We start from the raw sequence: 24,319 nt of genomic DNA on the forward strand, positions 1-24,319 counted from the left end.
TTTTCTGAAAAACGTCATAATAAACTAGATTTTTTCGTTTAGTTTACTGTTCGTAATCCGTCATTTTTATATTCATTGATTGATCCATCAACGGTTATTAAGACAAAATCATTTCTTATTGCTTCCCATACTAAAAACCTGTCAAACGGATCTTTATGGTGTAATGGTAAATGATAATTTGTGATTATGTCCGGATTATTTATTTCTTTGCATAAATAATAACTATTATCCAATTCTTCAAAGAATTCTTCCGGCTTTAGTCCTTTTAGGTCTAATTTTTTTAATGAGTACTTTATAGAAATTTCCCATAAATTTATTGGGCTATAGTATATATCATTATTTTCATCCAATAATATTATCTTAACATTTTTAGATAGTTGTTCCGGTTCAATAAATGACCATAATAGAATGTGGGTATCTACAAGATATTTCATGGGTTTATAAATTCTTCCGTGCTTATACTGAAATCTTTAGAAAAAGTTACTTTTGCCCTATGTTTTAAGGTGCCTAATTCTCTTTTTTTTGATTTCTTCCATTGTTCATACGGAATGATTACGGCAATAGTCTCTTTCTTTTTGCCATAACAAATAGCTACCTCATTGCCCAGTTCGACATCTTTTAATACTGCGGAAAAATGATTTTTAGCTTCTGCTAACGGTAGAATTTTCATATCCACAATATAGCCTATTTGTCCAACTTGGTCAAGTAAAATTGGGTGTTGACAATTGTGAGACGATAGTGTATTATTTAACGCAAGAGGTTAATTGTGAAATTTATATCCGTAAGGGATTTTAGAACATCTTCTGCCAATATCTGGAAAACATTGCCGGAGGAACAGGAAATGGTAATAACAAACAATGGAAAGCCGATTGCATTATTAACCCCCTTGAATGATAAGAACCTTGAAAACACCCTTGCTTCACTGCGGCAGGCTAAGGCAATTAATGCCGTAAAATTAATTCAGCAAGAATCTGTGGCAAAGGGACTGGATAGGACAACCATGGGAGAGATAGACGAAGAAATTAAAAAAATCAGGAAAGAATCAAAAAGATGAAACTTGTCCTGGATACGAACATAATCGTTTCAGCATTTTTAAACCCCATGGGAATCCCCGGAGAAATACTTTCAATGGTATTAGCAAAGAAAATAAAAATATGTTATGACAATAAAATTTTTGCGGAATATACAGAAGTCCTGACCAGATCAAAATTTAACTTTAATAAAGAACTGGTTAATGATTTTTTGGAATTTATAAAAATCTATGGCGAATATGTATTGGCTGAACCGCAAAACATAGTATTTATAGATGAAGACGATAAAATATTTTACGATGTATTAAAAAGCAGTAATGCAGATTACATTATAACGGGCAATAAGAAACATTATCCTAAAGATAGAAGTATTGTATCTCCAAAAGAATTTAAAGAAAAGTGACTATCTGGGAGATATGACCGAGGCCGGTTTTTATTTCCCTCAAGAATGACATATTTCATAAAAATGTCATAATAAACCTGTTCCATCCAGGACTCTCCCCTTCCATTATGATTGAAACTTTCCCTAAAACACGGTATACTTTCAATCATGATGGAATCTATTCCGAAATACACGGAACCTTCCGCTGGATATCGCCAAACTTGTTGAACAGGCAGTGTATCTGTTCTTCATTCAAAGGGGCTTTGCTGTTACTGTCGGAAAAATAAACGCTATGGAACTGTAGATCTGGCTATATATTCCAATCTCTTTTCAATGCCTATGCCTATCCCTTTCACTCAAACTTATGGGTTTACGATAGTTTCAAAGACGAACTTGCCGCCTTTTACGCTTTTGATGAAGGCGCTCTTGGTGGCGTCTCCATTGGCGTCCAGGGTGACTGTTCCGGTGGCGCCTACAAATCCGGTGGTTTTGGCGATGGCGTCCCGTATGGCCTGGGGATCAAGCGAGCCGGCCCGCTTGATGGCATCCAGGGCGACCAGGTAGCCGTCATATCCCAGGGCGGTGACCGCCACGGGGTCTCTGCCGCCGTTCCGGGCGCGGTATTCCTTGAGGAAACTTTCCGCTACCGGGGAAGCGGTGTATACGGCGGCGAAGAAGGTGGAGAACACCACCCCTTCAACGGATTCCCGGCCTAGGTCGATGAATTCTGGGGCCTCCCATGTATCACCGCCGATGATGGGTACAGTAATTCCCATCGCCCGGGCCTGTTTGATCATCAGGGCGGATTCGGTGTAGTTCCCCGGGGCAAAAATTATTTCAGGGTTCAGGGATATAATGCTGGTAAGCTGGGCAGTGAAATCCCGGTCACCGGTATTGTAGTTAACTGTGGTCAGGATGGCGTTGGGGTTCCTGGTGAGGAGCTTGAAGTTGTCGGAGAAGAATCTTGCCAATCCTACGGAGTAATCGCTGGAAACCTCCTGAACGATAACGGCGTTTTTGGCTTTGCGGTTATTGAAGGCGTAGTTGGACATGACTGTGCCCTGGAAGGGCTCGATGAAGCATATTCGGAAGTAATAGTCGTTTCCGGCAGTAACCAGGGGGTTGGTACAGGAAATTCCTATTGCGGGGATTCTTGCACCCTTGATGATTTCCCCGGCGGCTATGGACATGGAGGAACCATAGGAGCCCAGGATTAGATGGGCCTTATCCCTATCAATAAGCCGCTGAACCGCGTTTACCGCTTCAACTTTATCGGATTTGTTATCCTCCATGACCAATTCTACCCTGTAGGTTCTTCCGCCCACTTCGACGGTGGGGAAAAGTTCATTGGCAAGGCGTATTCCTTCCACTTCCATGGCCCCGCCGGCTGCGTAGGCCCCGGTTATGGGTTCAAAAATCCCGATACGAATTACATCCCCAGCGGGTTCGCTAGCCCCTCCGGCGAAAACAGGCAGCGCCATAAGCGTCATGAGCAGAGCTATGATCAGTACTGCGGGAAGCTTCGCTGGAACTACCTTTACAGCTTTTCTCATAATCTCCTCCTTGAATAGGTGATGGTAAGTCATTTCTATTATGCAATAATGACCCTGTAATGGCAAGGTGAGTGGAAAAGAAATAAAGGAAGGCTCTGCTTAGTCTTTTCTCTTCATTTGCAGTTTCCGGGCGTACATGTTCTTATCTGCCTGGTTGATCAGATCCTCCATGGTGGTTTTTCCGAGGCTTCCCAGCACATGCCCTGCGGCGTAACTGATCTTTTCCAGCTCGTTGACGCAGATGCTGTTCCGGGCGACTATCCGGCTGTTAAGCCTGGACAGATAGGATTCCGCCGCCGCGTCATTGGCGTTCTGAAAAATCGCCAAAAATTCATCCCCGCCGTAGCGTCCCACAAAGTCAGATTCCCGAACTTCGCTTTTCAGAAACTGGGCAAAGTCTTTGATGATCTTGTCTCCCCCCTTGTGGCCAAAGAAATCGTTGGTCAGCTTGAGGTTGTTCATATCAAACATGATCACCACGATATCCTTTTCCGGCGGATATGTTTTCAGTTTGTTAATAAGCCTTTCACAACTCGCCCGGTTTTCAATCCCCGTGAGGGGATCAATGTAGGCGATGGCGTTCAAGGCCGCCAGTTTTCTCTGTATCCTGAGGGAACGCAGAAAGCAGGCCATGCTGATAATAATTAGGAGGAAGAAGCACCCTATGGCAGCTATAAGGGAGATGAGGCTCCGGCGCAACACCTTTTCTGAATACCGTTCTGCGGAAAATACCGTGTCATTTACCAGGCTAAAATAATCCTGGCTTAAATCGTAGAGGGGCATAGTGTCCTCTTTCTGGCGTATATCCTGGATTTGATTTTTCAGACGGCTCCAGTATTCCTGTACCTGCCGCATATGGTTCAGGAAATCCCTATCCGGCAGGACGATAAGATCGTGCTGGTCGGTTTGTTCGTCGGTGTACAGTTCCGTTACTATGGAATCAAGCCGGGCGATCAGAGCGTCGTTGGGGTGACCCAAAAGTTCTTCCTTAACTAGTTTCTGGGTTGCCCCCCGGACTATGCCCACATAGTTTATTACCCGGGCGTTACCGTGTAGTTTTTTAATAGAAGACAGTGAAAGAAAGCTGACAAAGACAAAAAGAAATACCATTACGACAATTACTATGTATTCATTTTTAATTTTTCTTTTTTTTACCTGAATGTCCATTTGAATCCCCCATTATTTTCTGCATGGTATGAAAGGCTTTGTCGATGTCCACGGGTTTTCCGATATGTCCATTCATTCCGGCGTCATGGACTTTTTGTATATCTTCTTTCATAACATTCGCTGTCATGGCAATTATGCTGATTGTCAGCGCGTCACTACGCTTGCTTTGGCGTATCTTGATGGTGGCTTCACAGCCATCAAGCACGGGCATCTGCATATCCATCAATATTAAATCGTAATATCCTTCCGGAGATTTCATGAACATGTCCACTGCCTCCTGACCGTTTTCTGCGGTTTCCATTTCCGCCCCGGTAACGCCCATGAGTTCTATACAGATTTCTCGGTTGATATCGATATCGTCCACGATGAGGAAACGTTTGCCTCTAAAATCAGGGTTATCCGCCGAATCATCTTCATTCTTTGGCTGTTTTCCCGATTCCTGGGATTTAACCCGGATAGTAAAACTAAAGACGCTGCCCTTGCCGCCCTCACTTTGAAGTTCAATTTCTCCGCCCATCATTTCTACGATATTCTTTGAGATTACCAGCCCCAGGCCGGTTCCGCCGAAATTGGTGTTAATCCCGGCATTGGCCTGGACAAAGGGGGTAAAGAGTTTTTTGGCTTGTTCGCTCTCAATGCCGATCCCCGAATCGCTTACGGTAAAACGGTAGACCCCTTCATTGCCCATATGGAGCAATTCTTCGACGACAAGATCGATCCGTCCCCCCTGGGGGGTAAATTTAAGGGCATTGCTCAGGAGGTTTATCAGTACCTGGTTAAGTCGCAGTGCATCGGTGATGATGCCTTCATTTTTAATATTCTGCAGTTCCGCATTGAAGCTGATTTCTTTATCGGTCATTCGGGATTTGAACATGGAAAGGATGAAGTCCATGTTCTGGGTAAGAGAGATGAGACTTTCATCCAGGGTGAGTTTTCCTGCTTCAATTTTTGAAAAATCCAATATGTCATTGACGATCCCCAGCAGGTGGTTCGAGTTGTCTTCTATTTTCTGGAGACAGTCCAGTACCCGGTCTCCTGCAGCGTCGTCGGGAAGCTGTTCATCCTGGAAGCAGCTTTTGGCAATCAGGGTCATGCCGATGATGGCGTTCATGGGGGTGCGGATCTCGTGACTCATCCGAGAAAGGAAATCACCCTTGGCCCGGCTCATGTTGGCCATGTTTTCCATCAACACATTGAGGCTTTCGGCGATTTTTCGGAAATCAGAATCACCTAAAGCTTCGATCCGTTCGTCCAGGTAACCCTGAGACGCCCGGGTAGAAAATCTGCTGACCTGTTTCATCCGCTTATGGGACACCCACTTAAATCGTACAAGGAAGGCCGAGAGTATCACTATGCAAGCAAAGGCTGAAGCCAGTAAATAATAGTACATTTAATCCTTAGAACATCCTATTTTCTGAAATTCAAAAAGGCGTTTATTGCCCGCCTTGTTGAATCAAAGGCTAAATCCTCCTGTTTTATTTCGAATGGGTTTACAAAAAGTACACCCCCAATTTCATGCTCCTCCAGTTTAAAATCCCCGGGCTTGAGTCCCGGCGCGGTGATGGTAAAGAAGAGGTCGCAGGTATTATAGGTAATGTTTTTATAGGGGTAGATATTGGGGAAGGAGGCGAAGAGGACTAAGTCCGGTCCCGGGTCCCAGCTGATTTCCTCCAGGCACTCCCGGCGCAGCCCTTCGATGGCCCCTTCCCCGGGGTTTATGAAGCCCCCGGGGAGGTCCAGTTTTCCTTTGGCGGGGTCCTTGGCCCGGATCAAAAGGGCGATTTCCGTCCCGGTGCTGATGACACAGCCTGCGGCGGCGGCGGTGTTATGGTAGAAGGTAAACCCGCAGTCCGGGCAAAAAGATTTTTTGCCTTCTTTGAATTGTATATTCTGTGAACTGCAGTCAGGACAATATCTGAACATGGCAACCTCGTTGAACCTTACTTCTCTATATTATATAATAAGCGGCATGATTTGTGAATGTTTTTTAACCGTTCGTACCTACGAATGTGATAGTAATGGGCATGTAAACAACGCTAACTACCTGAACTACCTGGAATACGCCAGGTATGAGCTGCTCAAGTCCGTAGGCTTTGATTACCCTTCTATGGTAAAGGCGGGCTACGGTGTCTATGTTGCCCGGGTTGAGATCGATTACAAAAAATCCGCCTGGGCGGAGGATGAACTTCTCATCCGCTCTTGGCCCATCAAGAAAGGCGCGGTAAGCGGCGTCATCGCCCAGTGCATACTCCGGGGGGAGGAGATCATCGCCGAAGCAAAGGTCACCTGGGCCTTTGTGGACTCCAAGGGCGTTCCTACCCGGATTCCGCCTCAGTGGGATATGCCCGGACTCAGGCCGGAAAAACCCCAACCTTAGGGATTCATCTTACCGAAAAAGCCGTTCCCGCCAGGGTGCGGGCAAATTCCGCCAGGTCCTTCCTGGACAGGCTGGGTAGGGGGATGGAGCGCTGCCAGACCTTTGTTCCCCGGCCACCATCGTAGAGTTCGCAGTGAATTTCTGCGGCCTCGGTGGTGGTGAGCTTTAGGATGAAACGGGGAGGGATGGCTTCGTCGCTTGGCTTAACCGGCTCCAGGCCAGCCTTGGGGAGGATCTTGCGGAGGGCGCGGTCCAGGCGGCGGGTATCTGCGGCAGAATCGGGCGAAGCGTCCAGGGTCAGTTCTACCGGAAGCTTTAAGCCATTTTGGCGGATAGCGCCCCGGTTGAGGGCATAGAGCCGTTCGGTGGTGTCCCGCAGTTCCGTCCGGCGGGAGAGGCCGGTGGAAAGTTTAGCTAAATCGGCGTAGGTGTCGGCTATCATGTCCCGTTCCCAGATGGGGTCGAAATTGTCGATGGACTGGCGGAGCAGGTCCCGGTTTTTCAGGAGGGCCCCTAATTCCTCATCGTAGGAATAGGCCGCCTGGGGTATTTGGGCGACTTCGGCGTCCCGGGCCAGGACAAGGTAGGCCTGGGCCCGGCGGGGATAGGCTTCAAAGGCGTTGTAGTACTGGATCAGGGCGTCCTGGCGCAATTCACCCGGGGCCTGGGGATCCGCCCGATAGGCGTCTGCCGCAAGGAGGCTGTACTTCCGGAACAGGTGACGATGGACCGCGGATTGGAAGCGGTAGTAGCCGGCCCGGGCCAGATGGTTGAAGCGATTCCGGATGCCGGTCCAGGGGGTCAGGGTTTCGGTTTTTCCAAGACCCTCGTAGGTATACCAGAGTATCTGATGGATATCCCGTTTATACCGGACCGGATCGATGCCGTAGTTTATCATCCACGATAAATCCCGGCTGCCTAAACAATCTTCTGCGTAAAGCCGGGCTTCCTCCAGGCGGCCGGCAATTTGAAAAGCCTGGGCCATGTTGATCTTGGACAGGGGGGAGTTGTCGCTTTCGTAGGCTTCCTGATAATCAGCGAAGGTTCGGGGGAAGTCCAGCCGGTGAAGGTAGAGTTCGCCTCGGGAAAGCCACCCCGATGAACGGTTCTGGGCTGCCAGGGAAGCGTTGGTCCGGTCAAGGGCCTCGGTAAAATGGTAGAACCGGGCTTCCAGGAGGGAGAGGTTGTAGTGGGCCACCGAGGCGAAGCGCATGTCCCCTGCCCGTTCGCCCCCGGCTATGGCTTCCAGGTACCACTTTTTAGCATCCTCATAATAGAACATTTCTGAATAAATGGTTCCCAGGGTCATGGCAAAATCCGGGCTGTGGCCCAGCCGTTCCTGGGCGTCTATGAGAAGCCGCTCCCCTTCATTCAGTCGGTGAAGCTTATAGTAATTCCAGGCTAGGTTGCCGATGGCCTCCTGTTGATCCGGGTACAGGGCCAAAAGCCGTTCCAGGTATTCCACTGCTGCTACGGTTTCATTCAGGTATCCTGTAGTCTGGGCCATCTGGTAAAGCAGTTCCCTGTCCTTGGGGTCTATGGCTTCCGCCTTCCGGTATACGTCCCAGGCCAGGCCGTAGAGGCTGCGGCTATCATAAAGCCGGCCCAGGGACCAGGGGAAACGGAAGTCATTCGGGTAAAGTTCCATCCCCTGTGAGTAAAGCTCGATAGCCCGCTCCCAGAATTCCGCCTGTTCGGCATCCATAGCTTTCCCATACAGGACGCTTGCAGGGCTCCCTTCTCCGTCAATAAACTGGGCCTGGACCCCATCGCCACTTAAGGCAATCAACAATATGACAAGCAGCCCAAAAAGGTGACTGTCACCTTTTTTCCTTTTTATTAGGGCCAGGGGTGGGCAGAGCCAGGCTAGGATGCGCCGGGAACGGGGTATACGCCTGGCATATTCGGCGGAAAAGGCCCGGTACAGGTCTGCGAAGGGCAGCCACTGTTCCGGACGGTAGTCTGGGGCATACCGGGCGGCGGCTACACCCTGGTAGAGACCGTACACCCCGGGGATGGCTTGTTCCAAGCCCTGGGCCCATTCGGCTTCCCCGGTTCGGGGATCCCGTTTATAGCCTGCCAGACGGAGCCTGCGCAGGGTATGGGCCCAGAGGAGCCCCGTCTTTTTCCGGGGGAATTTCTGCCCGGTCAGGAAGGAAAGCCAGAGGAGACCTGAGCGTATGCTTAGAAAGACGAGACAGACAAGGAGTATTCCCAGGGGAATCCAGTAGCGGCCAAGGAAATGGCGGACATTCCGGCCCAGGGCGCCCAAGGCGGAGGATGAAGCGCTGTCATCGGCCCCTTCCTTAGGAGAAAGCCGGGAGCGGTTTTCCAGGATCTCCCGCATGAGCCGTTCAAACAGGTCCTGGGGGACCCCGGATGAAAAGCGGAATTCCTCATCCTCCGCCAGGGTCACCGAGGTTGGGTCGTATTCAATCCAGCCATATCCGGGGAAGCGTACCTCTACCCAGGCATGGGCCATATCGGAACGGACGGGGTAGTAATTAAACGTATTTGTTTCGGGATCAAGGTAAAAACCAGCCGCCACCCGGGCGGGTATGCCCAGGGAGCGGAGCATCAGGGTCATGGCAAAGGCGTAGTAGGAACAGTAGCCCCGCTTAGCATCAAAGAGGAAGTAACCCAGTTGATCCCCGTCCGGGGCTATCCCCGGTTTGAGACTATACCGGTAGTCCCCGTATTTCAGGGTTTCATAGATGAGCTCCACCTTTTCCCAATAGGAATCAAGCCCCTCGGTGAGTTCCCGGGCATGGGCGGCGATAGGTCCGTTTTCGCCGTATTCGGTGTACCAGGCGTACTCCTCCGGGCTTAGGCCCAGGAGTTCAGGCAGGGTTTTGCCATCCGCCGGGATAAACTTGCCTTGAGCGGAAAAGGTTCCCGCCACAGAATCCGCCATTTCAAAGGGGAAGACGTCGCTGGCATAACTGCGTACCCCATAGGCGGAACTGAAGGAGGATGCGTCCCAACTGTCAAAGGGAAGTATTTCTACAGGCTCTTTCATGGCAATCAGGGCGGAAGAATCGAAGTTTACTAAAAAATATTCCTGATTTGTTTCCCGAAAATTGATGATAGGCTCCGTATCCAGAAGGATCCGCCGGTCCGGCAGCCGCTGGGGCTGGGCCGCCTCATCGATAGTTTCGTGACGGTAGAATCCCTGCTTGGGATTGTACCCGGAAAGCACAAAACGCCTGAGGAAGATATGATCATCCTCAGGGTCCTTGCGGACGATAAAGGCCAGATCATCGTTCATGCTGATTTCACTTTCTAATCTGAGGACCTGGGAAAAATCAAAGTGGAACAGGTTCGGTTCCAGGAGCCCGCCCCCCTTGCCCACCGCACCCTCTTGGGAAGGCCGGATCAGGAGTATGCCCCCCAGGCAGACCAGGATGAACAGCACCGCGCCTCCCAGGATACCCTCCCGCTTCCGCAGCTTGTATTCCGGGGGCAGGGATAATATGAAGGCAAGCATCTGTAAAAAGAGTATGCCTGCAAAAAGGGCAATCATCAGAACCGGCCAGCGGTAAGCTTCCAGGTCCGAACTCCGTATGATCGAGTACAGTATCAGGATGAGCAGATCCGCGCACAGGATTTCCCCCCGGAGGAAGCGCCGGGACCGTGCGGCAAAATAACTGGTGATTGCTGCCCAATAAAAGGGGAACAATGATACAAAGTTGTTCCGATCCAGGTTGAGGAGCAGGGAATCCAGTTGTATGGCGCCGACGCCTATCCCCTGACTGGGGGTGAAAAACCGGGGCAGGGCGATGGCAATCCGGGTAATCCAGGGTATGAGAATAAGTATCGCCAAAGCGGGAAGGGCCCGGACCTTTTTCCCCCCCAGGATAAAGGCTGCCGCAAAGGCACAGCCCAAGGCCGCCGCATAGACCGGGGTATCCGCCAAATCCGCCGCCAGCAGCCGGAATTGCCAGAGTATGGCAAAGAGGGCCAGGGACCGGAGGACCAGGGCCGCCGCCTTGGGGGCGATGTTAGAGCCGGATTTGCCGGGCATGGATCCCCCCCCTCCGGTTATAGGCCTGCACACAGGCTTCGGCGGCCTCCTCCAAGTTTTCCTCATGAAGGAACGCCAAGTCCAAGCCCTGCCCTGCCCTGCCGCGCTCCTTCAGAAAACGGTCTAGGGCGCCGGCATCAGCCTCAGTCCGGGGCAAGGCCAGAATCAGCAGCCCCCGGTCTGCCGGCGGAACCGGCAAGTCCGCGGAGTTTCCTCCGGAGGCTGCCGGATAGGCCAGCGCTTCCGCCAGTTCCGGACCTTGCCCTTCAATCATAATGCTGCCGGTATAGCCCAGGGAGATTTCCATGCCCCGGAGCTGATATTCCAGGACAATCGCCAGGGCGTTCTCACAGAGCAGATCCACACCCCGCCGGCCTGCAGCGGGATCGTAGAGGGCCGGGTCCGCCAGGGTATCTATCAGTATGGTCAGCCTGGAATGGGGGGGCGGCTCCGGCTCCCCTTCCCGGACAAAGAGCTCGCTGGAGGGGGCATGGCCGTAGAGCTTCCAGTTGATCCGCCGGGGATCGTCCCCAGGCATATAGGGCCGGTGGTCGATAAGGTTGTCTGTGCGCTGATAGTGGACATTCTGGCGCTGGGAGTCCCCGCCGGAGTGGATATATACCGGTATGGGCTCAGACGCCGCTCCGGGGAGGGCCAAAAGCCGCACTTCCTTTTCCTGGGGGATGGGAAGGTACAGGGTAAAAAACCCCAGAATATCTCCTATAAATAGCCGATCTAAAGGGCCATAATAGGCTCCCCGTTCAGGGACCGGGAAAGAGGAGTATTCACCCTTCAGATCCGGATCAAAAAGGTGGTGAATCTCCCGGCCGTCACGGGTTCCGAGCCGCAGTTCGTAGCGTATGAGTATGCCTGGCAGGCGAAAAAACCGGCGGCTCCCGGCTTTATCCCGGTTGAGGGTCAATTCCCCGGTTCCACCAGCGGGGATACTGCGGTTCAGTATGCGGGCTGAAAGGAGCCGGACCCGCTTCCGGTATAGCCCCCCCAGAATGAAGGCGGCGACGAGGAAATAGATCAGGGCCCCAAGAAATACGGCGCCCACCAAAGTCAGGGCGAGTTCCTTCCGCAGGGCTCCCACTGCAAGGGCCAGAACGGTCAGACCGAACAGGGAGGCCCCCAGGTCAGAGGGTCTTGATCCTGTCGATTCGCGCAAGGCAGATCTCCCGAATAAGCTTTTCCCCGTTTCCGATCCGGGGGTCCCGGAGTTTCAGCCGGTGGGCCAGTACCGGCGCCCCCAGGGCCACCAAGTCTTCGTCAATAACAAAGTCCCGGCCCCGGACCAATGCTAAAGCTTTTACCGCTTCCAGCAGGTGAAGGGCCGCCCGGGGTGAGGCCCCCAGGAGGAAGCCCCGGTGGGTGCGGGTATCCCGGACCGTGTCGGCGATGGCCTCCTTCAGGGAACGGTGACAGAAAACCGCTTCCGCCGCCTGTTGAGCTGCCAAGAAATCTTCCATAGTGAGCGCAGGTTCAAGATCATTGAGAGCGTGTTCAGAAGGGTTGTCCTCCAAGATTGACAGTTCCGCATCCCGGTCAGGGTAACCCAGGGAGAGGCGCATCATGAACCGGTCCAGCTGGGCGGCAGGCAGGGGAAAAGTCCCCTCGCTTTCAATGGGGTTCTGGGTGGCTATGACAAAAAAGGGCAGCGGCGGGTAGTGGGTGGAGGCGCCGATAGTTACCTGCCGTTCCGCCATTACTTCCAGCAGGGCGGACTGTACTTTGGGAGTGGTCCGGTTGATTTCATCGGCCAGCACGATATTAGCCAGCACCGGCCCGGGGACAAAGCGGAAGGAGCGGCTTTCAGGGTCAAACACGTCCACCCCGGTAATATCATAGGGAAGCAGATCCGGGGTAAACTGGATACGCTTAAACAGCAGCGGCTTGCCGTCTGCACCGGCGATGAGCTTTGCCACGGTTTTTGCCACCGTAGTTTTGCCCAAACCAGGATAATCTTCTATTAATACATGTCCTTTGGCGAGGATCGCCGCAGTGAGCAGTTCCAGAAAGGAGCCTTTCCCCCGGATAATCCGCCCAGCCCCGGCAATCAGGGCTTCCGCCGCTTGTTCAGGTTTCATATAAAGTTTAGCATACCATACATTGGGGAATGATTGGAAGTCAGAACAAAGGCTAAACTAATATCGGAAAATCATAGAAAAAGTTGAGAAATTTATGGGCAAAATCGCATTAATTGACGATAATTATCATGGTAGACTAAAAATAACTGGCGGGTTAGTAACCAAATGAAAAAGCTATTATGTGTAACAATTTGTTTCTTCTCGGCTGTCCTGGTATTTTCCCAAAACAGAGCAGATACCACGATATTTGTTGAACCCGTGACAGGCGGGAGCCGGGCGGACCAATCCTTCTTTGAGGAAAACGTCAAGATGGAAGTTTCCGCAGCGGGGTACACCATCATTGACGATCTCCTGGATGCTATTTACTCGGTTAGCAGTTCCTTAGCTCCGGAAGATGATGGGAATGTGCTGAGCATTACCCTGAGCAGCGTGAGAGAAGGGCGGGAATTGGTTGCCCAGGAGTTGTTTTATACCCGGGTAGAAGAATCCTATGAACAGCTACCGTTCCTGGTCTGGCAGATGATGGCTAATGCCCCCTTTCTTGTTTCCGAAGCCCCTCCCCCGGTGGTGATTGCCCCCCCTTCCGATACCTCGGAAAACAATTCCGGCCGTATAGCCAATATCGTTAACCTGGTTAACGCGGTTCCGGATGATGATTCTTGGAAGCATAAGTGGATATACTTGGGCGGGAAGATCGGCTTGTCCCCCCGTCTGTATAGTCCCAGTGGGGATGATTTTGATGTCTGGACTTTTACCGGTGAAGCAGGGGTAGATGCGGGAATACATGTTGTTAATTTTCTGACTATTCAGACGGAAGCAATTTTCAGTCTGGACAATGCTGAATTTTCTTCCTTAAAGGCTGCATCCGCCGATGGGACAGTGGCTGCGGGAGCGAAGGGCAAATATACAACTCCCCTGTTCACCATTCCCTTTCTGGTTAAGGGGGTAATAAAGCCCGGGACTTCCTACCTTGTTGAACCTTATGGGGGGATATATACAACCATCGCCCTCACTGAAGACAGTAAGCCTTCCCCGTTAGGCTGGTGCGCCGGTTTGGACTTTGGGATTAAATCCGGAGCGGGTATCCTGGTGTTTGATATGCGGTTCAATATGGACCTCTTGAATAACACTACGGTCAAGGATAAGCGGGTTGAGTATCAGCGGTATGTCATTTCCGTTACCGCCGGGTTCAGAACAGGGTTCATGAACCGGAGGCAGGGTGTCAACCGGCTGAGAGGCGCAAGGTTTAACTAGGTGTTGTTTGCCCCGGGGGCCGTGTCCTTGGGGCGTTTTAATTCGTATTTATGGGCATGATACCCCTGCTTGTGGCGGGATATGTTGATTTAATAATACGGAACTATTGACCGATAAATATACAGTATACCCAGGGAAGGGTATTAACTTGTGAGGTATAAAATGAAACGGATTTTTACGGTACTTTTGCTGGGTATGATGATCACAGGATTCTGTGCTGCACAAGCCCAAATCCGGAATTTCAGGCAGCGGGGATCTGCAACAGGAACTCTGGATTCAGATGGGCTTACCGCAGCCCACCCTAGCTTGCCCATCGGTACCACTATAAAGCTAACCAATACCGAAACCAATCAGGAAGTCACCGCCACTGTTACAGGGCGTATACAAACATCGGTGGACCGCATAGTGGATCTGTCCCGTGCGGCGGCCGATGCAATTGGCATACCTGCGGATGGTTCAATCCCGATCCTTCTGGAAAGAGTGACCGTTGTGGCTGCACCGCCTCCGCCGCCTGAGCCGGAACCGGTGGTGATTGTTGAGGCCGAGCCTGAGCCGGAACCAGAGCCTCCGGCAATCGTGGCAGCGCCGCCGCCGCCCCCTCCGCCTCCCCCACCGCCGCCACCCAGACCGGTGGTCAAGCCTCCCGCCAGGATCATACCCCGTATGCCTGAGCCAGGCAGCACCGCCATATTCCGCGTGCAGGCAGGGTCCTACCGGCTGCCCTTACATGCCAAAGAGGCCTTTGATCGCCTGGTAGCGGCGGGCTTCCACCCCTACTTTGAACGGTTTGAGGACTATATCCGGGTGGTAATTCCCGGCGTGCCTGCGGCCTATATACCCTGGATAGCCCAGCGTTTAGGCAACCTGGATGTTACGGAAGCCTGGATTAGGCCTGAGAGTTATTAATACTTGCTTTTAGTGAAAAGGCCCCGCAAAATAGCGGGGCCTTTTCTTTCAGAGCTTATTTGAGGGGAAAACAGGCGGAATTTTCAAATTTTTGTGTTTTATTACTCTATTAATCAACTATTTTTTTCCTAATCTCTTGACCCTGGGGGGTAAATATTATATCTTTTAACTTGATGAAGCGGTTATTTAGACGAGCCTTTACATCAGTGTTTTGCAATCAGTCTAAAATTTGTTAAGCAGCATAGCTAATGCAACAACCGTTTTGTCTTTGCCTCCCGGGTTTCTTCACCTCCTTTTCCCGGGGGGCTTTTTTTTGCCCGAAAATGACAAATTGGCAAATAGTGTCATCTTGACATTGCATATGAAAGGGGGTATACTATCTCCGGAGTTATTGTTTTTATGGAACAAACCCTTCCTCTTATGCTTCGGGAACGCGTCCGGGCTATTCCAGCCGTTGGGGCTCAGTATGCGAAGGATGCCTCCGGGCATTTTCAGCCCAAGACCTATCAGCAATTTTATGATGAGATTCGCCATGTGGCAGCCGGGCTTTTGGAGCTTGGGGCTAAGCGGGGGGATCATATCGGTATTATTTCGGACAATCGCCAGGAATGGCTGGTGAGCGATTTTGCGGTGCTGTCTATAGGCGCCGCGGACGTACCCCGGGGCTGCGATTCCCTGGAACAGGAAATTGCCTATATTCTGGGATTTACTGACTGTACCATCAGTTTTGTGGAAAACCAGAAGCAGATAACCAAGATACTCGCCCGCAGGGAGGAATTGCCCCTGCTTAAAACCCTTATTAGCTATGACACAGTTGATGAAAAGACCCTGGAAGCGGTAAAGGCTGGGGGGCTCTCTGTCTGCCTGTACGAAGAATTACTGAAAATGGGGGAAAAGCGTCATTCCCAAAACCCTGAAGAGATAGATGCGGAAATGAATAAGGGCCAAGGGGAAGATCTGGCGACCATCATCTTTACTTCCGGCACTACCGGGATACCCAAGGGTGTTATGCTGACCCACAGGAATTTTCTGGTTCAGCAGCCCTCGTTCCGCCTGGTGTTCGAGACAAAGACCGGGGATATCTGGCTTTCGGTTTTGCCGGTATGGCATGTTTTTGAGCGGTCTATAGAGTACGTTATTTTTTACCTGGGCAACGGCATTGCCTATTCTAAGCCCATATCTTCGGTGCTGCTACCGGATTTCCAGAACATACGCCCACAGTGGATGGTCAGCGTTCCCCGGGTCTGGGAATCCATCATGGACTGGACCAACCGGAATGTAAAACAGCAGGGCTGGTTTTGGAAAAACTGGTTTAATTTTTTTGTCAATTTAGGGATCATGTACAATTACTTTCGGGACCTGACTTTTGGCCTACTCCCCAATTTTCACGGGCGGATCCGTGTCCTGGACGCAATTATCGGCTTTTTCCCCTGGGTCTTGCTCTGTCCGGCCCGGGGCCTTGCCTGGCTGTTGGTGTTCCGGCGGGTAAAGAAGCGGCTTGGCGGGCGGTTCAGGGCGGGCATTTCCGGCGGGGGCAGCCTACCCGTGAAGGTGGACCTCTTTTTTAACGCTGTGGGCCTGCGGCTTCAGGAAGGCTACGGCCTTACGGAGACATCGCCCATTGTGGCGGTTCGCCGGTACAAGGCTGCCCGGCGGAATACCGTGGGACAGGTCCTCTTGGACACCGAATGCAGGATCGTGGACAATAAGGGTGCTATCCTGCAGCCGGGGAACAACGGGCATCTCCAGGTACGGGGGGGCCAGGTCATGAAGGGCTATTACCGGAAGCCCGAGGAAACCGCCAAGGTGCTGTTCGACGATGGCTGGATTGAAACCGGGGATATTGCCATGATGACCTACGACAATGAGGTGCGGATCACCGGCCGGGCCAAGGACACCATAGTACTCCGGGGCGGTGAAAACGTGGAGCCTATTCCCATAGAGCTTAAGATCCAGGAAAGCCCCTGGGTTGCCCAGTGCATGGTGGTCGGTCAGGACCAAAAGTACCTGGCAGCCCTGATCGTCCCGGTCCAGGAAGCGATTATGGGCTTTGCGGAGGAAAACAACATCCCCATTGTGGACTACGATCTGCTCCTGCAGCAGCCGGAAATAAATGAACTGATAGCCAATGATGTTTTCCAACTGGTGAGCCCCCAGGCAGGGTTTAAGCCCTTTGAGCGGATCTTTAAGTTCAGGCTTATTCCTAAGCCCTTTGCAGTGGGAGTTGAGCTGACCGGCAAGATGGAGCTGATACGCCAAAAGATTTCCGCAAACTACAGCAGGGAAATTGCGAACCTGTTTAAGGGCAAATGAGCCTTCGCGGGGCAAGCCCCACCGGGGTATTAAACCAGACTCACGAATAAAAGTTATTTTTTCAGATATCCTTGCCGGTCCGCCTCGCCGGCAATGTGCATTTCTTCCAGCCTTTCCATGATCGTATCCACCACGGCTTGCTTCTTGTCCTCTACCCCGGCAGCTTCGGCTACGGCCCGGGCGGCACTGCGGAATTCGGCGCAGGAGAGGACCGGCCCTGCGGTGTAGCGCACCACATCTTCGCTGACGAAATCATCCATCATGTCACCCGGGCTGACGTGGAGGACTTCTCCATTTATGGCTACCATGCACATATATTCAAAGGATTTTATATAGGAATCAATTTCCCGGACACCCTTCTTGGTTTGGGGATCCCAGGGCCGGTACCGGGTTCCGGAAGGGAAGACCAGGATCAGTTTGCCCTTCACCTTAATATCGCTCAAGGCTTTCATGGCGGCCCGGTTGATGCCGTTACTGCGGACTAGTTCGGCCCGGTCCTTTACAGGGTCCAGGTGGGACAGTGAACGGCTGGGATAAATGACCAGCCGGGTATGGGCGCCGGTGAAGGCCGCCACCACCGGGTTTTCTTCGTTAAGCTTGATCCCCGCAATGGCTACCAGGGCATCGGCGATGGCTTTGCCCGGGTCCGGTTCCTTCTGTAAAAGATAATGGAAGGCTGACAGATCCATATTGCTGTAATGTTCCACAAAGAGGAGGCAGGAATGGCCGGCGTTGGCCTTTTCCAGCAGTTCCTTCAGGTGCTCAAAGCCGGAGATACCCGAACCGGGCAGGACCAGGGTTTCCACCATCTTATGCAGAAAGGGCAGGACATTCTGGTCCCCTTCCTGGTAGACATCCTGTTCGGTCACCACCGTAGAGACTTTTGAAAGCCGTACCGCTTTCTGTATTTGTTCCTTGAATTTCCCGCTTAGTGTTTCCATTATACTTCTCCCCAGCTCCGTATTAGTTCGATCACCAGTTTGCAAGCCGCGATCATCTCGGAGACCGCCGCCCATTCGGTGCGGCTGTGCCAGTTCCGGCCCCCGGTAAAGATATTGGGGGTGGGTATCCCCAGCTCTGTAAGCCGTGAACCATCGGTGCCGCCCCGTATAGGCTTAAGATAGGATTCGATTCCCAGATTAGAGGCTGCTTTTTGAAGTATTTCCAGCACTTCCGGCCGGGCGTCAATTTTTTTCTTCATGTTAAGATACTGGAGATCCGTATTCATAGTGATTGACCCTCCGGGGAACTGGGCCTGTACTGCAGGTAAAAAAGATTCCAGAGCCGCAATCCGCCGCTCTATGCCGGATTGTTCAAAGTCCCGGATATTAATTTTCAGGGAAGCGCTTTCCGGATTGCCTGTAATTTCCATGGGGTAGTAGTAACCGTAATAGCCATCGGTAGCTTCCGGGCTCTCCGACCGGGGGAGCATAGTGGCGAAGGAAGCCGCCATGAGGACTGCATTGGCCATGATCCCCCGGGCATAGCCGGGATGTATGGCCTTCCCTTGAAAATTAACCGTTGTGACATAGGCGTTAAAACATTCAAGCTCAAGCTCACCCCAGGGGCCGCCATCCAGGGTATAGCAGGCAGCAGATTTGATGCGCTCCAGGGGAAATTCCGGAAGGCCCTTGCCGGTTTCTTCGTCCGGGGTAAAGATAATTTCCACCGGCCCGTGGGGAATCTCCGGGTGGGAAAGGAGCCATTCCAGGGCGCCCATAATTTCCGCAATGCCCGCCTTGTCATCCGCCCCCAGGAGGGTGGAGCCGTCGGTGTGAATAATGGCCTTCCCCTTCTGAGCGGCAAGGGAGGTGTCCTCTTTTGGGTCAAGAACATTGGTGCCGGTTAGTTGTATTTTTTGCCCATCGTAGTTTTTAACCAATTGGGGCTTAACATCCTTGCCCGAGACATCCGAGGCGGTATCCAGGTGGGCCAAAAATCCCACAGTCTGTCGGGATTCCCTGCCCGGGCTGGGGGGCAGCCGGGCTATGACATAGCAATGATCCGTTAGGTCTACGTCCGTAAGCCCAAGACCCCGCAGTTCTTCAGCCAGGGCTTTTGCCAGGTCCCATTGGCCGGGGGTAGAAGGGGTTTCCTTAACATTGGGATCGCTGGTGGTCCAGTACCGGACATATTTCAGAAAACGGGGTATCACCAGCTCCGAGAGCCGGGAATCGTCGATATCGCTGATTTTGGTAGCCATAGGGGGGTAGTATACCATTCACGGGAATGGTATGCAAAGTACCTGAATTTGTCGCATCAGCCATTGGCCGCAGTTGCAGTTATTTTTTCCGGACACGCCGACACAATACGGCAGCGATATTATAAACTTTTGTGAAACTGTCGTAGTTTTCACGACATACAGGCACTATTAAAAGCCATATCTTATTAAACATAAGTATATTATAATATACACTGGATACCTTGAGTTCTATCGAAAAAGCAGGATCTGAGAAGAGGGAGAAAGTATGCCTAGACAAAGGGCGATAAAAATTCAGTCAAAAGGCCTCAATATGAGTTTTGTGCTGAGACCTCAAAAAAAAGGCAAAATTGGTGGACCGGATCTGCCAGGGAGTTTTATCGCACTGAAGGATGTGAATCTTGAGGTCCTGGAAGGCGAATTTATGGTACTGGTGGGACCCAGCGGATGTGGAAAGACTACTTTTTTGCACTTGCTGGGAGGACTGGAAAGAGCAACCGGCGGTGCCATTTATATCGACGGTAAACCCATAAACGGGCCTGGGCTTGACCGGGGTATAGTGTTTCAACAATATGCCCTCCTGCCATGGAAAACAGCTTTGGGAAATGTAGAATTCGGCCTGGAAGTTAAAAAGGTAGCTAAAAAGGAACGAATAGCAATTGCAAAACGTTACCTTACCTTGGTGGGGTTAGATGGTTTTGAGGATAGGTATCCCCACGAACTTTCAGGTGGAATGAAGCAGCGGGTCGCTATTGCCCGGAGCCTGGCCTATGACCCGGATATACTCCTCATGGATGAACCTTTTGCGGCTCTGGACGCACAGACTCGCGAAACCCTGCAGGATGAATTGTTACGCATTTGGGAAACTACCGGAAAAACTATCGTGTTTATAACCCATTCTATTGATGAAGCGGTCTATCTGGGACAACGGGTAGCAATAATGACAAGTAAACCAGGGAGAATCAAGCAGGTTGTAGATATATCATTACCCTCTTCACGGCAGGATATTGACGATTTGCGGTCGGACCCTGAATTTGTACGGATTCGGCATATAGTTTGGGAATTATTGCGAGAGGAAGTTAAAAAAGCTCAAAGTGAGAAGATCCAAAAGGGGCTGGAAAAAAATAATGGAATAGATCTTACGGTCAACTTGAAAGAGGTTGTTTAAAATGAGTGAAATAATCCTGGAAGCGGTCACAGACAAGTGTGATAACAAGGTGGGAAGTATAAAAAAAAATATTGATCCCTTTGTGTGGGTTATTATAAAAAGGATACTCCTCTTAAGCTTATTAATAAGCGCTTGGGAGATTGCACCCCGTAAGGACTGGGTAGATCATACCTTCCTCCCTCCCTTGTCCTTGATCCTAGCTGAATTTAAAAAAATGATAATGTCAGGAGCCCTTTGGCGCCATGTATCTATCAGCCTTTTTAGATCAATTGCAGGTTTTTCCATAGCCATAGGAATTGGGATACCTCTGGGACTGGTTATAGGCTGGTATAAAACCATGTCTGATCTGCTTACCCTACCCATTGAGGTATTCAGAAATACCTCTGCCCTGGCGATGTTACCTGTTTTTATGTTATTTATGGGGATAGGAGAGGCGTCCAAGTTTACCATTGTAGCCTTTGCCTGTCTCTGGCCTATTATCTTGAATACCATCAGTGGAATAAAAAATGTGGATCCTCTGCTCATCATGCTGGCCAGATCCATGGGACTGACCAATGCGGTTATGTTTCGAAAAATCATCATACCTGCGGCTATACCCTCCATATTTACAGGGCTGCGGATTTCATCTGCAGCGGCAGTGTTGGTGATTATCGCCGCCGAAATGGTGGGCGCTAAATCCGGTTTGGGCTATCTCATCACCAATGCTCAATACAGTTTCATGATACCCCGGATGTACGTTGGGATTCTTACCACCATGATATTGGGAGTATCAATAAATTATCTGATTTTAGGAATCGAAAACAAATTTACCTCATGGAAACCAAAATCTAGTCCATAAAGGATAGTCCTAAACTGTTAAAAGACAGTTATGACATATATTTTTCAAAAGGAGAAAACAGAATAATGGTTTTTAGGAAACAAATAGGAATCTACTTAGCAGGTATGGCCTCAGTTTTTTTCGTTCTTGGATGCGGAAATAGCGGAACCAATAAACCGGCGGTCAATACACAAAACGCTGCTGTAGACCAGTATGAGACGCTTGAAATAAGGTACCAGGGAAGCCCTGGTATGGTACAGCCCTTTGAGTTGGCCGAAGATCTTGGGTACCTGGAACCTTTAAAGCTGGTTTATGTTGGGAGTGGCGGCGGTGGGCCGCAGTCTTTGCAGACTCTACAAACAAATCAAATCGATCTTGGTGGGTCCCACATGACCGGAATTATTAACTTGCTTGCATCGGAGGCTGATCCCGCTAATGGAAAATTGATAAGCATCATTGGTTCCCTTGGCAGTGATGAAAAGACGACCACTGGTTTATATGCTTTGGAAAGCAGCGGTATCCGAACCCCACGGGATCTTATCGGCAAGATAATAGGTTTAAATAGTTTCGGCGCCGCATCTGAGGCTTTTATCAAAAAATATCTTACTAACGGAGGACTTAGCCCTGCGGAGATAGAACAGGTACAGCTTGTACTTGTCCCTGCCATGAATGCTGAACAGGCCCTGCGCTCAAAACAAATTCATGGGGCTACCCTGAACGGACAAACAAAAGAAAAAGCGGTAGCCGGCGGCGGGCTTTGGGAATTGAGCACCGATGTGGCAACCTTTGGGCCCACGGTTTCCAATATCAGTACCGTTACCAAAGAATTTGCAAAGAATAATCCTAATACAACCAGAAAACTGGTAGAGGGCATAGCGACGGCTATAGAATGGTCCAAGAATAACCCACTGGATGTGGTTGTTGCCCGGTTGAGGAACATTATGGAAAAAAGAAATCGGGAGGAGGATCCGGCTGTAATGAATTATTGGAAGGGTTTTGGCATTGCCAGCGAGGGGGGGCTCATGTCTGAGCAGGATGCTCAGTTGTGGATAGACTGGCTCGTGACTTTGGGAAATGTAAAGGAGGGGCAAATAAAACCTGCCCACTTGTTTACCAATGAATATAATCCCTATTACAAGGGCAAATAAACAAAGGAGAAAAAATGAATTTAGAAAATGCAAGTTCTGTTTTGAAGGATACCGCTGAACGTTTTCAGGATATTCCGCCGACCATTTTATTCAAAACCGATGCTTCCCTGCGGGGGATCAGGGCGACCGATAGTGCGGAGGTGTTGGCGCTAAAAAATGGCTATCTCTTTGAGACTACAAATGGAGGAAAGAAAAAATACATCCTTGATGGATTTTTTACCAGCGATGGATTGAATCTTGAAAAGCCGAGATTCCCCGGAGAAAGTTCCCAGTCGAAGGATCAGGATATACGCCTTGAAGGCAGTTCCCCCTATGTCCTAGATACAATTGATGATCAGTTTTGGATCTTTGAAAACAATAAACCGGTAGAACAGGTATTTCTTTCCAGTTATGCAGAATATTATGGAAAAAAAACCAGTCGCGGAACCCCTATGGAAGAGGTGGTTTCCGTCGTTCCCAATGGCTGCCTTACGGTTGATGTCTATGGATATTGTCATTTTTGGAAAGAGGGAATTCCCTGTAAGTATTGCAGTTTGGTTGGGGATTATATTAAGGGTGGTTCAAAACAAACAGAAGAAAGTTTGCAGGATATAACGGAGACCATAACAGAAGCGCTGAAAGAAAAAGGCCGTTGGCAGGGATTCCGGGTTACCGCAGGGTCCGATCCCAGGGGAGAAACACCCTATGATTATGAGGCCGATGAATACCTCAAGGTTATGGGAGCGATAGAAAGGGGAGCTGGTACCAAAGATCTTAACTGCCGGCTTGTGGTAAGCGCTCTGGGTAAAGAACATTGGAAAAAACTCAAAGCCGCAGGGGTATCCGCAGTGGAGCCTCACCTTGAGGTATGGGATCGAAAAATGTTTGCTGAAATTTGTCCGGGAAAGAATAAATACAACGGGTATGATTATTGGTGGGATAGCGCCCTTAATGCGGTGGAAATATATGGAAGGGGCAATGTATGTAATCAAGTGGTAGGGGGCGCTGAATTGGCAAAACCCTATGGATTTAAAACTATTGAAGAGGGTCTGGAATCTACCTTGACGGGTGCCGAAATTATGGCCCAGCATGGGGTTAGTACTACCCTCTGTGTATTATGGGTCCGAAAGCCATCGGTGTTTTATCGGGAAGGGCAGACTCCTCCGTCATTGGAATATTATGCCCGCCTTACCAGGGGTTTATATGAACTGCGTAAAAAATATCATATCCCGGTTGGTTTTAATGATTATCGTCGTTGCGGTCATGTGGATTCTTCCCTTAGCCGTCTTGATTACCCCTACATAACTGTTTAAGGAGTTTTATAAAAATGAGTATATTGACACGGGAAATTATTGATCTGATTCAAAGTGACAAATCGATCAAAATAATAGCCACCACTGATGAACAGGGGAGTCCCCATGCGGTTGCGAGAGAGGATTTTCTGGTATTGGATGATGGTCTTATTGTATTTGCGGAATGGCGGGAATCTTCCCGTACAAACAGTAATTTGGTCCGGGCTATTTATTTTGGCAATTATGTATCTTTGTCGGTCTTTAATGACCGGGGACATTCCTTCCAGATTAAGGTAAAGCCTGTTCGTTTTGATTTTTATAGCCCCCTGTTTAAGCAGTTTTTTGCAGCCATAAGGAAAAAACGCGGAGATGATTCGGATATTACCGGACTATGGTACCTGGCTCCGGTTGATATTAGAAATGAAAACCCGGAGATTCGGAAGAAAGAAGAAGATGTTTTACATCCCCATTTCCGATATCTGGACCGATCAAGTATCAGGCCGGGGGTGAATTCCTTGTAAATCAAGTACTGTAACCAATCGGCCAAATTCTCAATATAGGGGAAAATTCCATTCTGGATGATGATATACAACAGGCCCAATCGGCCCTGTTTGCCGG

Annotated in this window: 22 protein-coding genes; 11 read left to right on the top strand and 11 right to left on the bottom strand. The window is 50.3% G+C overall.

Annotation, left to right across the window (positions count from 1 at the left end; all coding sequences use genetic code 11):
* Positions 1-38: 38 nt before the first annotated feature.
* Positions 39-434 carry a type II toxin-antitoxin system VapC family toxin gene (locus TREPR_RS00405; protein ID WP_015706287.1) on the bottom strand — a complete coding sequence of 132 codons (396 nt, stop codon included), beginning with the start codon at positions 432-434 and terminating at the stop codon, positions 39-41.
* A complete protein-coding gene (locus tag TREPR_RS00410) occupies positions 431-670 on the bottom strand; it encodes a type II toxin-antitoxin system Phd/YefM family antitoxin (RefSeq protein WP_015706288.1) in 240 nt (79 codons plus the stop codon). The genes TREPR_RS00405 and TREPR_RS00410 overlap by 4 nt, the downstream gene beginning before the upstream one ends.
* A gap of 96 nt (positions 671-766) precedes the next feature.
* Here TREPR_RS00410 and TREPR_RS00415 point away from each other — a divergent pair, with 96 nt between their 5' ends.
* Positions 767-1,054, top strand: coding sequence for a type II toxin-antitoxin system Phd/YefM family antitoxin (locus TREPR_RS00415; RefSeq protein ID WP_015706289.1), 288 nt, complete (start codon positions 767-769; stop codon positions 1,052-1,054).
* Positions 1,051-1,434, top strand: coding sequence for a putative toxin-antitoxin system toxin component, PIN family (locus TREPR_RS00420; RefSeq protein ID WP_015706290.1), 384 nt, complete (start codon positions 1,051-1,053; stop codon positions 1,432-1,434). The genes TREPR_RS00415 and TREPR_RS00420 overlap by 4 nt, the downstream gene beginning before the upstream one ends.
* A 341-nt stretch (positions 1,435-1,775) precedes the next feature.
* On the opposite strand, the gene TREPR_RS00425 is transcribed toward TREPR_RS00420, so the two are convergent.
* The 4 genes from TREPR_RS00425 to TREPR_RS00440 all read right to left on the bottom strand — a co-directional run bounded on the left by TREPR_RS00425 (position 1,776) and on the right by TREPR_RS00440 (position 6,056).
* The gene (locus TREPR_RS00425; RefSeq protein WP_015706291.1) at positions 1,776-2,966 is read right to left on the bottom strand and encodes an ABC transporter substrate-binding protein; all 1,191 of its coding nucleotides are present in this window, start codon (positions 2,964-2,966) and stop codon (positions 1,776-1,778) included.
* 99 nt (positions 2,967-3,065) lie between these two features.
* Entirely contained in the window at positions 3,066-4,133 is a 1,068-nt protein-coding gene (locus tag TREPR_RS00430) for a GGDEF domain-containing protein (RefSeq protein ID WP_015706292.1), read from the bottom strand.
* Complete coding sequence (locus TREPR_RS00435; RefSeq protein WP_015706293.1) at positions 4,102-5,523, bottom strand: hybrid sensor histidine kinase/response regulator; 1,422 nt, start codon at positions 5,521-5,523, stop codon at positions 4,102-4,104. Before TREPR_RS00435 ends, TREPR_RS00430 begins: the two co-directional genes overlap by 32 nt.
* 17 nt (positions 5,524-5,540) lie before the next feature.
* Positions 5,541-6,056: an NUDIX hydrolase gene (locus TREPR_RS00440; protein ID WP_015706294.1), complete on the bottom strand. Its 516-nt coding sequence runs from the start codon at positions 6,054-6,056 to the stop codon at positions 5,541-5,543.
* Positions 6,057-6,102: 46 nt separating this feature from the next.
* Here TREPR_RS00440 and TREPR_RS00445 point away from each other — a divergent pair, with 46 nt between their 5' ends.
* A complete protein-coding gene (locus tag TREPR_RS00445) occupies positions 6,103-6,510 on the top strand; it encodes an acyl-CoA thioesterase (protein ID WP_041611311.1) in 408 nt (135 codons plus the stop codon).
* Positions 6,511-6,514: 4 nt separating this feature from the next.
* Here the strand turns inward: TREPR_RS00445 and TREPR_RS00450 are convergent, their stop codons facing one another.
* The 3 genes from TREPR_RS00450 to TREPR_RS00460 are packed head-to-tail and all read right to left on the bottom strand — an operon-like array spanning position 6,515 to position 12,624.
* A complete protein-coding gene (locus tag TREPR_RS00450; protein ID WP_015706296.1) occupies positions 6,515-10,534 on the bottom strand; it encodes a transglutaminase domain-containing protein in 4,020 nt (1,339 codons plus the stop codon).
* Entirely contained in the window at positions 10,512-11,705 is a 1,194-nt protein-coding gene (locus TREPR_RS00455; RefSeq protein ID WP_015706297.1) for a DUF58 domain-containing protein, read from the bottom strand. The genes TREPR_RS00450 and TREPR_RS00455 overlap by 23 nt, the downstream gene beginning before the upstream one ends.
* On the bottom strand, positions 11,674-12,624 hold the full coding sequence (locus TREPR_RS00460) for an AAA family ATPase (protein WP_015706298.1): 951 nt from the start codon (positions 12,622-12,624) through the stop codon (positions 11,674-11,676). The genes TREPR_RS00455 and TREPR_RS00460 overlap by 32 nt, the downstream gene beginning before the upstream one ends.
* Positions 12,625-12,789: 165 nt before the next feature.
* Here TREPR_RS00460 and TREPR_RS00465 point away from each other — a divergent pair, with 165 nt between their 5' ends.
* The 3 genes from TREPR_RS00465 (at position 12,790) to TREPR_RS00475 (ending at position 17,097) form a co-directional block, all read left to right on the top strand.
* Positions 12,790-13,878: a hypothetical protein gene (locus TREPR_RS00465; RefSeq protein WP_015706299.1), complete on the top strand. Its 1,089-nt coding sequence runs from the start codon at positions 12,790-12,792 to the stop codon at positions 13,876-13,878.
* 162 nt (positions 13,879-14,040) lie between these two features.
* Positions 14,041-14,784: a septal ring lytic transglycosylase RlpA family protein gene (locus TREPR_RS00470; RefSeq protein ID WP_041610949.1), complete on the top strand. Its 744-nt coding sequence runs from the start codon at positions 14,041-14,043 to the stop codon at positions 14,782-14,784.
* A gap of 399 nt (positions 14,785-15,183) precedes the next feature.
* A complete protein-coding gene (locus TREPR_RS00475) occupies positions 15,184-17,097 on the top strand; it encodes an AMP-dependent synthetase/ligase (protein ID WP_015706301.1) in 1,914 nt (637 codons plus the stop codon).
* Between the two features lie 53 nt (positions 17,098-17,150).
* On the opposite strand, the gene TREPR_RS00480 is transcribed toward TREPR_RS00475, so the two are convergent.
* The gene (locus tag TREPR_RS00480; protein WP_015706302.1) at positions 17,151-18,038 is read right to left on the bottom strand and encodes a lysophospholipid acyltransferase family protein; all 888 of its coding nucleotides are present in this window, start codon (positions 18,036-18,038) and stop codon (positions 17,151-17,153) included.
* The gene (gene pepT / locus TREPR_RS00485) at positions 18,038-19,300 is read right to left on the bottom strand and encodes a peptidase T (protein WP_015706303.1); all 1,263 of its coding nucleotides are present in this window, start codon (positions 19,298-19,300) and stop codon (positions 18,038-18,040) included. The genes TREPR_RS00480 and pepT overlap by 1 nt, the downstream gene beginning before the upstream one ends.
* A gap of 265 nt (positions 19,301-19,565) precedes the next feature.
* On the opposite strand from pepT, the gene TREPR_RS00490 reads away from it, so the two are divergent.
* The 5 genes from TREPR_RS00490 (at position 19,566) to TREPR_RS00510 (ending at position 24,222) form a co-directional block, all read left to right on the top strand.
* Complete coding sequence (locus tag TREPR_RS00490; protein ID WP_015706304.1) at positions 19,566-20,465, top strand: ABC transporter ATP-binding protein; 900 nt, start codon at positions 19,566-19,568, stop codon at positions 20,463-20,465.
* 1 nt (position 20,466) lies between these two features.
* On the top strand, positions 20,467-21,303 hold the full coding sequence (locus TREPR_RS00495; protein ID WP_015706305.1) for an ABC transporter permease: 837 nt from the start codon (positions 20,467-20,469) through the stop codon (positions 21,301-21,303).
* Between the two features lie 104 nt (positions 21,304-21,407).
* Entirely contained in the window at positions 21,408-22,430 is a 1,023-nt protein-coding gene (locus TREPR_RS00500) for an ABC transporter substrate-binding protein (RefSeq protein WP_169313395.1), read from the top strand.
* Between the two features lie 14 nt (positions 22,431-22,444).
* A complete protein-coding gene (locus TREPR_RS00505; protein WP_015706307.1) occupies positions 22,445-23,722 on the top strand; it encodes a radical SAM protein in 1,278 nt (425 codons plus the stop codon).
* Between the two features lie 14 nt (positions 23,723-23,736).
* Entirely contained in the window at positions 23,737-24,222 is a 486-nt protein-coding gene (locus tag TREPR_RS00510) for a pyridoxamine 5'-phosphate oxidase family protein (protein ID WP_015706308.1), read from the top strand.
* Positions 24,223-24,319 lie beyond the last annotated feature (97 nt).

It is taken from the genome of Treponema primitia ZAS-2, assembly GCF_000214375.1.
Taxonomy (GTDB): Bacteria; Spirochaetota; Spirochaetia; order Treponematales; family Breznakiellaceae; genus Termitinema; species Termitinema primitia.